Origin of the sequence: Cupriavidus taiwanensis (genome assembly GCF_900250075.1) — a bacterium.
GTDB lineage: Bacteria > Pseudomonadota > Gammaproteobacteria > Burkholderiales > Burkholderiaceae > Cupriavidus > Cupriavidus taiwanensis_C.
Map to the genome: position 1 here is coordinate 1,879,901 of NZ_LT977071.1, position 12,564 is coordinate 1,892,464.

General features: G+C 65.5%; 13 protein-coding genes and 2 pseudogenes. 5 read left to right on the top strand and 10 right to left on the bottom strand.

Annotated elements, in window-relative coordinates; all coding sequences use genetic code 11:
- Positions 1-160: 160 nt before the first annotated feature.
- A pseudogene (locus CBM2588_RS31495) lies at positions 161-403 on the top strand (helix-turn-helix domain-containing protein); the annotation flags it as partial.
- 337 nt (positions 404-740) lie between these two features.
- Here the strand turns inward: CBM2588_RS31495 and CBM2588_RS24835 are convergent.
- The 7 genes and pseudogenes from CBM2588_RS24835 to CBM2588_RS24865 all read right to left on the bottom strand — a co-directional run.
- Positions 741-893 (bottom strand): annotated as a pseudogene (locus CBM2588_RS24835) (ISNCY family transposase); the annotation flags it as partial.
- 259 nt (positions 894-1,152) lie between these two features.
- Positions 1,153-1,884 (bottom strand): hypothetical protein, encoded by a 732-nt coding sequence (locus CBM2588_RS24840; protein WP_115682958.1) that lies wholly within the window; start codon positions 1,882-1,884, stop codon positions 1,153-1,155.
- Positions 1,885-2,178: 294 nt separating this feature from the next.
- A complete protein-coding gene (locus CBM2588_RS24845) occupies positions 2,179-2,562 on the bottom strand; it encodes a hypothetical protein (protein WP_115682959.1) in 384 nt (127 codons plus the stop codon).
- 123 nt (positions 2,563-2,685) lie between these two features.
- Positions 2,686-3,252: an Hsp20/alpha crystallin family protein gene (locus CBM2588_RS24850; RefSeq protein ID WP_115683727.1), complete on the bottom strand. Its 567-nt coding sequence runs from the start codon at positions 3,250-3,252 to the stop codon at positions 2,686-2,688.
- A 97-nt stretch (positions 3,253-3,349) separates the two neighbouring features.
- On the bottom strand, positions 3,350-3,757 hold the full coding sequence (locus tag CBM2588_RS24855) for an Hsp20/alpha crystallin family protein (protein WP_115682960.1): 408 nt from the start codon (positions 3,755-3,757) through the stop codon (positions 3,350-3,352).
- 15 nt (positions 3,758-3,772) lie between these two features.
- On the bottom strand, positions 3,773-4,213 hold the full coding sequence (locus tag CBM2588_RS24860) for an Hsp20/alpha crystallin family protein (protein ID WP_115682961.1): 441 nt from the start codon (positions 4,211-4,213) through the stop codon (positions 3,773-3,775).
- Positions 4,214-4,426: 213 nt separating this feature from the next.
- Positions 4,427-5,293, bottom strand: coding sequence for a LysR family transcriptional regulator (locus CBM2588_RS24865; RefSeq protein ID WP_115682962.1), 867 nt, complete (start codon positions 5,291-5,293; stop codon positions 4,427-4,429).
- 108 nt (positions 5,294-5,401) lie between these two features.
- Here CBM2588_RS24865 and CBM2588_RS24870 point away from each other — a divergent pair, with 108 nt between their 5' ends.
- The 3 genes from CBM2588_RS24870 (at position 5,402) to CBM2588_RS24880 (ending at position 8,067) form a co-directional block, all read left to right on the top strand.
- Complete coding sequence (locus CBM2588_RS24870; protein ID WP_115682963.1) at positions 5,402-6,715, top strand: DUF3422 family protein; 1,314 nt, start codon at positions 5,402-5,404, stop codon at positions 6,713-6,715.
- 44 nt (positions 6,716-6,759) lie between these two features.
- Complete coding sequence (locus CBM2588_RS24875; RefSeq protein WP_147298429.1) at positions 6,760-6,945, top strand: hypothetical protein; 186 nt, start codon at positions 6,760-6,762, stop codon at positions 6,943-6,945.
- 195 nt (positions 6,946-7,140) lie between these two features.
- Complete coding sequence (locus CBM2588_RS24880; protein WP_115682964.1) at positions 7,141-8,067, top strand: LysR family transcriptional regulator; 927 nt, start codon at positions 7,141-7,143, stop codon at positions 8,065-8,067.
- A 42-nt stretch (positions 8,068-8,109) separates the two neighbouring features.
- Here CBM2588_RS24880 and CBM2588_RS24885 read toward each other — a convergent pair whose 3' ends face one another.
- The 3 genes from CBM2588_RS24885 to tcuA form a co-directional block, all read right to left on the bottom strand.
- The gene (locus CBM2588_RS24885; RefSeq protein WP_115682965.1) at positions 8,110-9,090 is read right to left on the bottom strand and encodes a Bug family tripartite tricarboxylate transporter substrate binding protein; all 981 of its coding nucleotides are present in this window, start codon (positions 9,088-9,090) and stop codon (positions 8,110-8,112) included.
- 73 nt (positions 9,091-9,163) lie between these two features.
- Positions 9,164-10,375, bottom strand: a complete 1,212-nt coding sequence (gene tcuB / locus CBM2588_RS24890; protein WP_115682966.1) for a tricarballylate utilization 4Fe-4S protein TcuB — start codon at positions 10,373-10,375, stop codon at positions 9,164-9,166.
- Positions 10,359-11,789 carry an FAD-dependent tricarballylate dehydrogenase TcuA gene (gene tcuA, locus CBM2588_RS24895; protein WP_115682967.1) on the bottom strand — a complete coding sequence of 477 codons (1,431 nt, stop codon included), beginning with the start codon at positions 11,787-11,789 and terminating at the stop codon, positions 10,359-10,361. The genes tcuB and tcuA overlap by 17 nt, the downstream gene beginning before the upstream one ends.
- Before the next feature lie 178 nt (positions 11,790-11,967).
- On the opposite strand from tcuA, the gene CBM2588_RS24900 reads away from it, so the two are divergent.
- The gene (locus tag CBM2588_RS24900; RefSeq protein ID WP_147298430.1) at positions 11,968-12,480 is read left to right on the top strand and encodes a hypothetical protein; all 513 of its coding nucleotides are present in this window, start codon (positions 11,968-11,970) and stop codon (positions 12,478-12,480) included.
- Positions 12,481-12,564 lie beyond the last annotated feature (84 nt).

Below are 12,564 nucleotides of genomic sequence, written 5' to 3' on the forward strand. Positions count from 1 at the left end.
AGTAGCTGTTGGGGATTATTAGTAATGTCACCTTTGGGATGATTAGAGATGTCACCTCATGCTGCGGCCCCGTATTCTCACCGTTCGGCGGTGGATGCTACGGGAGGCAGCCATGCACGACCAGGGATTGGTGACCATGAGCATGCGCGAAGTTGACCGCATGAAGGTGATCCAGGCAGTGGCCGATGGCCATTTGGCGCGTTGGCGCGCCGCGGAGCGGCTTGGCATCAGTGCTCGGCACGTTAGGCGGCTGGTCTTGCGGCTTCAGGAGGACGGGCCAAGCGGCCTGGTCTCGCGCAAACGCGATCGCCCGAGCAACCGCCAGTTGCCGCCCGGTCTGGAGTCGCGGATTCGCGGCCTGATCCGCGACAGCTACGCCGACTTCGGCCCGACCCTGGCCTGCGAGAAGCTGCGCGAGCGCCACGGCATCGAGATTTCCAAGGCCTGCGTGCGCCGGATCATGATCGACGCCGGCTTCTGGATCCCGCGCAAGCGACCAGGGCGCGATCGTCGAGCACAAGCGCCTCCGGCACGTGCTGGCGCTCGCGGCGCAGGTGCAGGCGCAGCGCGACAATCGCCAGCAGGCCGGGCCGTCGCGCACGCTGCAAGGCGAACCCGCCCGGCCGCATCGCGCGCCGCTGAACGTGAAGCGCCAGCGGCTGATCAACCGGCTCGATCTGGAGCGCGCGCTGGCGCCCGCGCCGCTCCCTCAGAAAGCGGACCTTTCAACTTGGCCAACGGTGCATCAGGCGTCCGGTCGCGTCGTCGACGTAGACCAGCAGCGTGCACGCCGGCGCCCGGTCCTCGAACCAGGCGTGGTCGCTGCCGTCGATCGGCACCAGCTCGCCCAGGCAGGCGCGGCGATTGCGCGGCTGGTGCACCTTGGGCGGGCGCAGCATCCACCGCCCCACCCTGCGCTGAATTCAGTCACGTCAGGCCAGCGCCACTGCCCTACTTCTACCCCGCAAAAGAACCCAATCCCGCACAAAAAGCACGGTTGGACTGACATTTGAATTTAGCGGAAGCGACGACCTTTCAAAACCGACTAGACAACGGCTGTAGCAGCTAAGCGGTAATGTCCGCTTCTGGCTAAGTTCAAATGTCCGAGTTGACCCCGGTAACCTGTACGGCCTTGAGCCAGCCGGCGTCGGCTCACCACACCAGCCAGAGTCCCACGCCGAGCAGGAGCGCATGCGCGCCTAGCGCGATGTATAGCGGTTCGCTCGAGGGCGTCGCTATGTCCTGCAACGTCTCGCTGATACAGCGCATGAGCATGGCACGCAGCGCAGGATCCTTCACCGCGCCCTTGTCGCCCGCTGCCGGTTCGCTCGGCGCTGCGCGGCACGATTGCAATTCGGCGAGCATGTCGCCGATTGGCAGCCGGTTCAGCACGAAGGCGATCGCCGAGCGCACCGCTCGACCTTCGCCCAATACCGGCGCCAATTGCTTGCTCAAGGCGTCGACCGACAGCCAGTCCGCCGCGCGCTGCAGCGTCCCGTGCGTGTGTGGCATGGCTTCGATGCGGTCCGCGAACGCAGACGCCAGGCGCTGCGCCATGGCGTCGCCGTGGGCCTCCACAAGGTGTTGCATGGCGCGTGCGCGCCCGTGTGCCACGCCCAGCACCGCGTAGACGCCGACGAACAACAGCAGCAGGACGGCTACCAGCCACGGCGCAGACGTGGCCAGCGCGAAGCTGGCGCCCGCGCCCCCGGAATCCACCGCCGTGTTGCCCGGCCCCAGCAACTGGCTCAAGTAGAAGAAAAATGCGCCGCCGCCCAGCGCCATGCCGAGCAGGCCGCCGTTGATGACCGAACGCGCAAAGATCAGCCCGGCCCTGGTGCCGGTGCCAATGAGCGATGGTTGCCCGGTTGATTCTGAGGACATAGAGAATGCGAGGTTGTGAACTTGCAAGGAATAAGGATACCGGCTCCGGGCTTCCGCCACCTGACCAGCCCCCTTGACGCATGCGTGCTGAAACGTGTCCTCGTGGCCGGCGCGGTCGCCCGCGGCGATCCCGTCCAACCGAAAGGCGGCCGCGTCATGGCCGCAGCACTTGCGCGCCGGTATGGCGCGGCACTGCCGATGCTTCAAAAACCCAGGGAAACAATGCGCCGACTGGTGACGGTGGCCGGAATGCTGGCGCCTTGCTGGGCGCGGTCTTGACATGCTTCGGGAGCCTTACTGTATCGAAGGCACGATGCCCAGTTTTTCCGCCAGCATTCGCTCATAGACGCCAAAGTGCCTGTCAACGTCTGCCTGGCTGACAACCACTATTTCCATAGAGACCTGGCCGACCTTCAGCCCAAGCATCGTGGCCAACGCCAGCTCCAGGTGCGGGGCCGCTTCGCGGTCTTTGGCAAACGTCGTGCCGACGCTGACCGTGTAGGCCCTCTCGCCTTCACTGCTTACCTCGACCAGCCTTGCCGCCGCGCTGAGGTTGCTCTCAATGGCGATCCTGGCGAGTTCCGCCACACGTCGCGTCCTTTCGGTGGGGAACCCGCGCGCGCATCTCAGCCGCAGCCGATGCTTGCCCAGCGTTAGCCATTCGGAATCAAACTCCATCGAAGTCTCCTTTTGCCAAAGATGCGTACAGACCCTGGAGCCGGGGCATGCCAGAACCCGCATCCGTCTGGCTGCTACGGTAGCGAGAAGCCGGCTGCCACCCGGCCCACTCTTCTATCCGGCTCACTTCACGTCGATTCGCCGGACCGCAGCCTGCGGCGAGCCCGACTTGGGCAAGCGCACTGTCAAGAGGCCGCGTTCGAAGCGCGCATCGACGTGGTCCAGGTCGAGACCATCCGGTAACGGGATGCTGCGCATGAATGCCCCATATGCGCGCTCCAGGCGGTAACAGCCGTTTTCTTCGCTGCAAACATCCTGTCGCTTCTCTCCGCGCAGCACCAGCGCCCCATCTTCGATGGTGGTCTGCACGTCCTCACGCTCCATGCCCGGCAGCTCGGCCGTGATCCGCAATGCCGCGCCATCGTCGACCACGTCGATCCTCGGCTGAAAGCGGGAAGAACTGAAGTCGCCGAACCACCGGTCCAGACCGCTGAAGCCGGCGAACGGCTCATGCAGGAACTCGCCCATCGCACGCCATGGTTCGCCGGAGAACAGCCGCGCAACGTCCGGCCATTCGGAGGCCCTGTGCCGGGGCACAGGAACGTTCGACGGCTCGTCACTGGATGGCTTCTCCGCCGCCGGTCTCCGCAGGAACTTGAAGGGATTCCACTTGCCCAGATCCGTCTTCATCTCGTCCTCCATTCACGCAATGAAAAATACCTGGCCCCTCCGGCAAGAGGCACGTCGGCAGCGCGCGGGTTGGCGCAGCCGACGCACCAGCGACCACTCACGCCACGGTGACTGCGATGCGGCGCGGGCGTGCTTCCTCGCGCCGCGGAATCGTCAATCTCAGCACGCCGTCGTGCAGATTTGCCTCAATTCTTGACGTGTCAAGATCGGGACTTAACGCAAATGCGCGAGCGAAGTGAGGCTCCCGGATTTCCGCGTGTTGCACACGCAGTTCCTTGCGCGTCGGCACCACCGCCTCGGCCTCGATATGGAGGTTGCCGTCATGGACATTGACCTCGAGCTTGTCCTTCGTCACGCCCGGAAGGTCGGCCCAGAGGGTGACACCGTTGCTGTCCTCGACAATGTCGACCGCGGGCAGCAACGTCACGGTCGGCGCCGACTTTTGCTCCTGACCTTTTGTCACCGCTCCCTGGCCGCGTTCAACTACTTGCGTTGTATCGTTCATGGCTTGCTCCTCGCGTCATTGGACCGTAATCGCCCGTGGCTTCGAGGCTTCCTGCTTGCCAACGCTGACAGACAGGCAGCCATTGGCATAGCGCGCCTGGACTTTTTCGGGGTCGGCGCCCGGGGGCAACTCGACCACGCGCCGGAAGGCGCCGGTGAAGCGCTCCTGCTTGTACAACCGCATTTCCGGATCGTCGACGGCATGCGTCGGTTCGCGCTCTCCGCTGATGGTCAGCAAGCCCTTGTCGATCGACACCTCGAGCTTGTCCTGCCTGATACCGGGTGCGAACGCCACCACCTCGAACGAGTCGTCCGTGGCGCCGATATTGACGGGTGGAAAGGCTCCGAAACGGCCGGAGCGAATGCTGGATGGGAATCCGCCGAACAAGCTCGCCATCTGCCTTTGCATGCGGTCGAGTTCGTTGAACAGGTCGGTTCCGAAGAATAGATCACTCATGGTCGTATCCTCCTTCGATGCAGCAAGGAGGCGAAGGGGCAACGCGCTACCATTCACCTGCCAAGCTGCTGGCAAACAAATAGAAACACGCAGCGCGCAACGTCGCGACTGCCTGAGCGAAAAATAAAATAGTAACGGCGCCGCGAAATTTCAAGGGGGATTGCGTTGCACTTCGCCGTAGAGCGACGTGTGATCTTTAGTGCTTTTTTGACGCTAGGCCTGCCCCGCCGCCGCCCGCAAGTCCGTCATGATCTGCTCGGCCAGGAACTCGCAGGGCGGCCGCTTCGACTTCGCGCTGCGGGCCAGGATCAGCTCGAGCGGCGGCAGGTCAGGCAGGCCCTGGGCCTGGCCCAGCACGGTCAGTTGCGGCGGGATCGCGCAGCGGGCCAGCGCGGCCACGGCCAGGCCGGCCTCGACCATGCTGAGCAGGCCCAGCAGGCTCGGGCTCTCGTACGAGGTACGATGCGCGATCCGCGCGCGATCGAGGCTGCGTATTGCGTTCTCGCGCGCCACGCTGCCGGGCATGAACACGGCGATGGGCAGTGGCCGGTCCTCCCACACTTGCGGCCCGTTGGACATGGCGGCCCATGCCATCGGCTCATGGCGGATGAAGTCGCCCGACAAGCCCTTCACGCGCGTGCCGCAGACCAGGTCGACGGTGCCGTCCTTGACCAGTGGCGCGAGCGCGCTGCTGGGCAGGCCCACCACCTGGATCTCCACCTTCGGGTACGTGGTCGAGAATTTCTTCAGCACCGATGGCAGCAGCGACGACGCGTAATCGTCGGGCACGCCGATCGCCACCTTGCCCGTCACCTCCGGCCGCACCACCGCCGCCCAGGCTTCGTCACGCAGCGCCAGCATGCGGCGGGCGAAGCCCAGCAGCACCTCGCCCTCGTGCGTCAGCACAATGCTGCGCGGCCGCCGCACGAACAGCGGGCGGCCCAGTGCTTCCTCGAGTGCCTTGATTTGCATGCTGACCGCGGATTGCGAACGGTTCACCGCCTCCGCGGCCCGCGTCATATTGCCGGTCTCGGCGACGGCGATCACCGTGGCCAGCACATCGTGGTCGAGCGTCTTCATTGGTATCAGGAAAACTGAACGTAACAATCAATATTATGCGTTTTTCTTGTTGAAAACGGCGTGCGATATTCGGCAACAGCAAACAGGATTCCGCCCTCCCCTCCGAGCATGGACAACCCAGCCGCTTCCCTCCTCGTCGACCACCCGCTGCGTGCCTCGCTGGTCGCCGAATTGCACGCCCGACCCTTTCTTCGGCTCAGCGGCAGCGTGTCACTGACCCACTACGCCATCTACTCGGACGAGGATCCCGCCATCCATGAATATCTGGTGCGCGCCTTGTGCGAACAGACCGGCATGGCGCTGCCTGCGGACGGGGTCACGCACTACGCCGTGCAATCCCCGTTCGGCTGGCATCTGAAATGGGAGCGCCACACCGAGTTCTCCACCTTCACCTTCGTCAGTCCGCGCGACGACACCGATTACTTCAACGACCTCGCCATCGATGGTGTTCCGGCAGACTGGCTGAGCCTGCTGGCCGGCAAGCGCTTTCATGCGGTGCGGATGGAATTGCTGTCGGGACAGGCGGCGGCCGCTGTCAGCGCGAAGCTGCGCGAATGGCTCGACGGGCCGGTTCTGGTCGGCAGCGATGTCCTGGGCGGCGGCAGGGTCTACTGCGACTGGAACGTGCGGGCCGATGGCTATATGCGCATCCTGGCGATCGACGAGGACTTCCGCGAGGAACAGGGCGGCAGGCTGCTGCAACGGCTTTACGAGATCGAGACCTATCGCATGATGGCGTTGCTGGCGTTGCCGGTCGCACGCCGCCTGGGGCGGGAGCTCGACGACATCCACGCATCGCTGCAGGAACTGATGCGCGCCATGGACGCGCGCCGCGCCGGCGACGACGATGCCGAACTGCTGGACCGGCTTACCGAACTGGCCGTGCGCGTGGAATCGCTGTCCGGGCACAGCGGGCGCTTCAGCGCATCGCGCGCCTATGAGCGCATCGTGCTGGCGCGCATCCATGAGTTGCGGGAACAGCGCATCGAAGGCATGCCTACCATCTCAGAATTCATGGAGCGGCGTTTCGGTCCCGCCATGGAGACCTGCCGCAGCGTCTGGTCGCGCCACGAACAGATCGCGGCACGGGTGGCGCGCGCGGTCGACCTGCTGCGCACCCGCGTCAACCTGGCGCAGGAGCGGGATGTCACCAGGCTGCTGGCCGGACTGGAACGCACCGCGCGCAACCAGTTGCATCTGCAGCATGCGGTCGAGGGGCTGTCGGTCGCCGCGATCTCGTATTACGTGTTGTCCATCGCGGCTGCCGGATTGAAGGCATTGCATGTCATCAAACTGCCGGTGGATCCCGAACTGGCAGAAGGCCTGTTGATCCTGCCGGTGGTGCTGATGGTGTTCGGCGTCATCAAGCGCAGCCGGACCCAGAAAGCCCACGATGGCGCTGTCCACGCCGGCCAGGCCTGAACCATCATCGACCTGAAGTGCTTACCATCGAGAAAGAAGAGCCCATGAACGCCGTCACGAGCATCGACCCGTCTCTTGCATCTTTGCTTCGAGCTGTCCGCCACGCGCCGCAGCCTGGCTCGCATCGGGTGATCCGGGCCGGCAGACAAAAGACCCCCACGGAAGTGCTGACCGACAACTCGAACGACCGGCCGGACGTCGCAACGATCGCGGTACTGGGCTACAACTGAAGCAAAAATGCCCGCCGGGATCCCGGGCGGGCCGGTACCCTGCTTCAAAACTCGCCCGGGCAGTTCTGTTCCCTGCTCCCATCCGCGCAGGCACCCTGCCAGGTGCTACCATTCGGCGGCATGGCGCACGCAACCACGGCCAGCCAATGGTCCGTCGCCGCGGCGCTCGCATAGTGCGATGCCACCGAATACTCCATGGAACTGCGTCAACTCCGCTATTTCGCCAAGGTCTGCGAACTTGGCAGCTTCGGCAAGGCAGCGCTCGAACTGGAGCTCGCCACCTCCGCGCTCAGCCAGCAGATCAGCCGGCTCGAGCGCGAATTGTCGACGCGCCTGCTGCAGCGCCAGTCCACCGGCGTGGTGCCGACCGATGCCGGGCTGGCCTTCCTGCGGCAGGCCCAGCTGACGCTGCGCCACGCCGATGATGCGGTTCGGGCCGCGCAGCAGGCGCGGCTGTCCGGCCATGTCAGCATCGGCCTGGCTTCGACTACCGCCGCGGTGCTGGGCGTGCCGCTGCTGCGTGCCATGGCTGCGCGCTATCCCGACGTGCGCGTCCACGTGGTCGAGGCTTTGTCCGGGCATCTGAGCGAGATGCTCAATGCGCGCCGGCTGGACCTGGCCATCGTATTCCGCACCGAGACCGCGCGCCGCTGGAGCGTGACGCCGCTGCTCGACGAGAAGCTTTATGTGCTGGGGGCTTCGGGCTTGCCAGGCCTGCCGAAGGGCCAGCGCGCCCGGCTCGCCCAGTTGGGCGAACTGCCGCTGATCCTGCCAAGCGCTACCCACGGCCTGCGCGCCCTGCTCGATGCTGCCTTTGCGCGCGTGCGCGTGACGCCAAACGTGGTGGCGGAGATCGACGGCCTGTCGCTGCTGATGGATGCGGTGCGCGCCGGCTTTGGCGCCACCATCCAGCCGGGCGCAGCGACCGCGCGCCTCAATGATCCGACGCTGGTCCGCTCGCTGGTGGTCGACGCCCAGGTCGGGCGGCACAATCTGCTGGCGAGCCTTTCCGATGACGAGCTGTCGCCTGCGGCGCTGGCGGCGCGGGTGGTGCTGGCCGATACCGCGCGCAGCCTAGTGCGCGACGGCGCGTGGTTCGGCGCCACGCTGCACAAGGCTTGAGGCCGCGACGGCGGCGCTGCCGTCCCGGCCTGAGCGCCGGCCTCAATCGACCGTGATCTTCCGCTCCCTGACGATCGCGCCCCACTTGGCGCTTTCCTTCTTCATGAAGGCCAGCAGTTCCGGCCGCGTGGTCGGCTGCGGGGTCAGGCCATGCTTGTTCAGGGCATCCTTCACGCCGGCGTCGTTCAGCACCTTGACGATCTCCTGGTTCCAGCGATCGAGGACCGGGGCCGGCGTCTTGCCCGGAGCCACGAAGGCATACCAGTTCAAGGCCTCGAAACCGGGATAGCCGGATTCCGCTACCGTGGGCACGTTGGGCAGATACGCCGGCCGCACCGGGCCGGTGGTGGCCAGCGGCACCAGCTTGCCGGCCTCGACCTGCGGCATTGCGGTCGGCGGTGCCGCGAAGTACGAGGTCACACGCTGGCCAAGCAGGTCCTGCAACGCCGGTGCCCCGCCCTTGTAGGGGATATGGACCATCTCGATGCCGGCGCGCTGGTTGAACAGTTCACCGGCAAGGTGGGAGGCGGAGCCGGCACCGGTCGACGCATAGTCCACCGCTCCAGGCTTCTTCTTTGCCAGCGCGACCAGTTCGGCCAGGTTGTTCACCCCGGCGCCCTTGTGCACCACCAGCACATTGGGAAAGTTCACGCCGCCCGAGACCGGAGCCAGATCCTTGAACGGGTCGTAAGGCAGCTTCATCAGGTGCGGCGCGATGGTCAGCGGCCCGATCGAGCCGAACAGCAGCATGCTGCCATCGGCCGGACCGCGCGCCACCAGCTGGTGGGCAATATTGCCGCCGGCACCGCCGCGGTTGTCGACGACGACCGGCTGGCCGAGGTTGTCCGCCAGTTTCTTGGCGATCAGTCGCGCGGCCGCATCGGCGGCGCCGCCGGCAGCGAAGCCCACCACCAAAGTGACCGGCTTGCCGCCGGCGATGGGCTGCGCTTGCGCAAAACCCGATGAGAAGGGAAAACAGAGCGCGGCCAGCAAGGGTGCGCGCAGGATCAGTCGACGGTCCATTGAATCGGTCTCCGTATTGTCGTTCTGGAAAGGGTCTATGGAGGGGCGTGGGGATTGGCCAAGCCTCGGCCGCTCAGTCCGCCCCGAGCCCGACCGGGTTCGGCCGGCGCTTTTCCACTGCATGGCGCAGCAGCGCGGCACTGCGGAACACACCGTGCGCAAACTTGCCGTAGGGCATGGTGGCGAACAGCGCCATCACCGCGCCCAGGTGCAGGCACAAGAGCACGGCCAGCGCCGGTGTGCCGCGGCCCAGCCACAGCGCCAGGCCGCTGGTGGCGGTCAGGAACAGCAAGGCGATGAAGCCCAGGTCCATCGGCCGCTGGCCGTGAGCGAGGTGCAGGCGGTGACGTTGCAGGTTGAGCCAGCCGAGCCCCGCGGTGCCGATCGCGAGACTGACGCCGCCGAGGGCACCGAGCACCTTGGGCAGGCTCGGCAACTCGTATGGCGCATGCCAGCCGAGCGCATAGTGATAGATCGTCGCCACGGCGGTGGCGGCAAAGCACAGCACGAAGCCATAGAACGTCAGGTGATGGAAACGCCGGCGCGACAGCGTAAAGGCGTCGTCGGCATTGTTGCAGCCGGCACCGTGGCCGCCGTCGAGGTATTTCAACCGCAGCACCGCGGCTCCCGCCTCTGCCGCCGCCGGTGCGCTCACTGGCGCACCGCTGGTCGCCGGGGTGACTTCGCGCCAGAACCTGCGCACGCCCATCGCCAGCGCAAGCACGACGAAGCCGAATACCGGCGCAAACATCGACACCAGCAGGTTGTGCGGGAACAGCGCGTAGAAATTGCCGCTGGCGGGACCGCCCCACAGCGTACCGTTGAGCGCCACGGCCAGCAGCAGGAACAGGGTCAGCGCGAGCGCCAGCGCCAGCGACACGGTCAGGCCATTGCGCCGGTACAGCTTGCCCAGCACTGGCGGCCAGGCATAGTCCTGGTAGGTCTGGCCCCGGACCTCGGCCATCGCCACCGGCACGTTGACGGCGAACTCGTGCGGCGGCGCGTACTGGCAGGCGTGCAGGCAGGCCCCGCAGTTGTGGCACAGGTTGGCCATATAGTGCACGTCGGCGCGGCCGAACTCGAGCCGCCGCGTCATGGCGGGGAACACCGCGCAGAAGCCTTCGCAATAGCGGCAGGCATTGCAGATCTGCAGGATGCGCGCGACTTCGCCTTCGGCAGCGGTCAGCGGCAAGACGGGATGGATCGGAATCACGCGTCGCTCCGCCCCGCCCACGCCTTGTGCGTCGGCACGAGCCTGGTCGACCAGCTCAGCTAGCGATGGCATTGGACTGCTCCATGTCGAAATCGGGATGTTGGAAACCGCAGGCGCGCGCGGCGCCCACGCCGGCGATGCGGCCGAAGGCGGTGCCGATCGCCATGCCGACGCCGGCGGTATAACCCTTGCCCAGCACGTTGCCGGCCATCATCTCGCCGGCGACGAACAGGTTCGGGCTGGGCCTGCCATTGAAGTGGACCTGAGCGTTCTCGTTGACCTTGAGGCCCAGGTAAGTGAAGGTCACGCCGGGACGCAGCGCGTAGCCGATGTAGGGCGGCGTGTCGAGCGGCCGCGCCCAGTGCGTCTTGGCCGGCGCGATGCCCGCGGTAGCGCAGTCATCCAGCACCGTGTGATCGAAGGTGCCAGGCCGGCAGGCGGCGTTGAAGGCTTCGACGGTCCGCACGAAGGTGGCTTCCGGCACGCCGAGCTTGCGCGCCAGTTCGCCGAGCGTATCGGCGCTGGTGCCCGGAAACACCGGCGGCATAAAGCGGCCGATAGCCTTCTGGTCGATGATCGAGAAGCCGACCTGCCCCGGCTGCTGTGCGACCAGCCGTCCCCAGATGGCATAGCGCTTGGGCCAGAAGTCCTCGCCCTCGTCGTAGAAGCGTTCGCCGTCGCGATTGACGACCACGCCGAGCGAGACACAGTCGATGCGCGTGCAGATGCCGCCGTCATAAAGCGGAGCGCGCGCGTCGATCGCCACCATATGCGCCTGGGTCGGGTCGCCGATCGCATCGGCGCCCGCGTCGATCATATGGCGCAGCAGCACGCCCTGGTTGAAGCGCGTGCCCCGGATCAGGAAGTTGTCCGACGGCCACTCGCCACGTTCGTTCTGGCCCCAGGCTTCGCGCAGCCAGTCCCGGTTCGACTCGAAACCGCCGGCGGCCAGCACGCAGCTCCTGGCCTGGATGCGTTCGCCCGCAGCGGTCACGGCCGCGACGAAACGGTCGCCGTCGCGCTCGATCGCAACCACCTGCGTGTCGTAGCGGATCTCGGCGCCAAGCGCCTCGGCACTGCGAAAATAGGCGTTGACGAGCGCCTTGCCGCCGCCCATGAAGAAGGCATTGGTGCGCGCCACATGTAGCGCGCCAGACAGCGGCGGCTGGAAATGGACGCCGTGCCGGCGCATCCAGCCCCGGCAGCGCGACGACGCACGGATCGTCATGCGCGCCAGCCGCTCGTTGGTGATGCCGCCCGTCACCTTCAGCAGGTCCTGCCAGTACTCCTCTTCCGGGTAGGCGTCGACCAGCACATCCTGCGGCGCATCATGCATGCAGCGCAGGTTGCGGGTGTGCTGCGAATTGCCCCCGCGCCATGCGCGCGGCGAGCCCTCCAGCAACAGCACCGAGGCACCCGCCTCGCGCGCCATCAACGCGGCGCACAGCGCGGCATTGCCGCCGCCGATCACCAGCACATCTTTCATGGGGGAATCTCCTTGTGGGCTCGACTGTAAGCAGGGCCCGAAGGAGACGAAAGATGGTGGTGGTTAAGGCGTGTTCAGTTTTTGTGAAGGGTCGGGGGCGGTGGTCGAAGGCCATAACGCGGGCCGTTGATCAAAGTGTGCCCCAGTGCGTGAAGGCGGGCCGAGCGCTTCAACGCCGGTGTCCGATCTCTTCCCTCGTGTTACCGTTACGCTGCCAAAAACGGGAAATGGTAACGATATGCGCTCGATCATACAGACCGCGGGATTTATCGCCATCGCCATGGCGGGTACCTTTTTTACTCCGGCCGATGCCGCAAAATGTCGCAGCGGCAAGAGCATCCTGTACACCCAGGACCAGTATTGCCCGAGCGGTTACACAGATATATCCAATGGCATGAGTGGTAGCGTGTCTACCTACTCAATGACTGCTCAGGAATTGAAGTCGCAGCAAGATTATCTCGCATCACGCGAGCAGGACAAGCATCGCTATCAAGTTCAGCTAGCCCGAGAGCAACAAGCGATGGCCCTGGCCGATAACCAGGAACGATCTGGTTGCCAAGCCATCGACAGCCAGTTACGGGCAAACGAGAACGCAATGCGTCAGATCAACGCCTGGCAGACCATGGAACAACTCAAGCAGAACCGCAAGCAACTGCAAGAGCAGCGCTATCGGTTAGGCTGCCATCGGTAAAGCTACCAAAGCGGTTTGTCGGCGGGTGGCTTGCCCCGGATAACGCTCCGTTACGACACGATGCCGCGCCCAGCTTCTGGAATG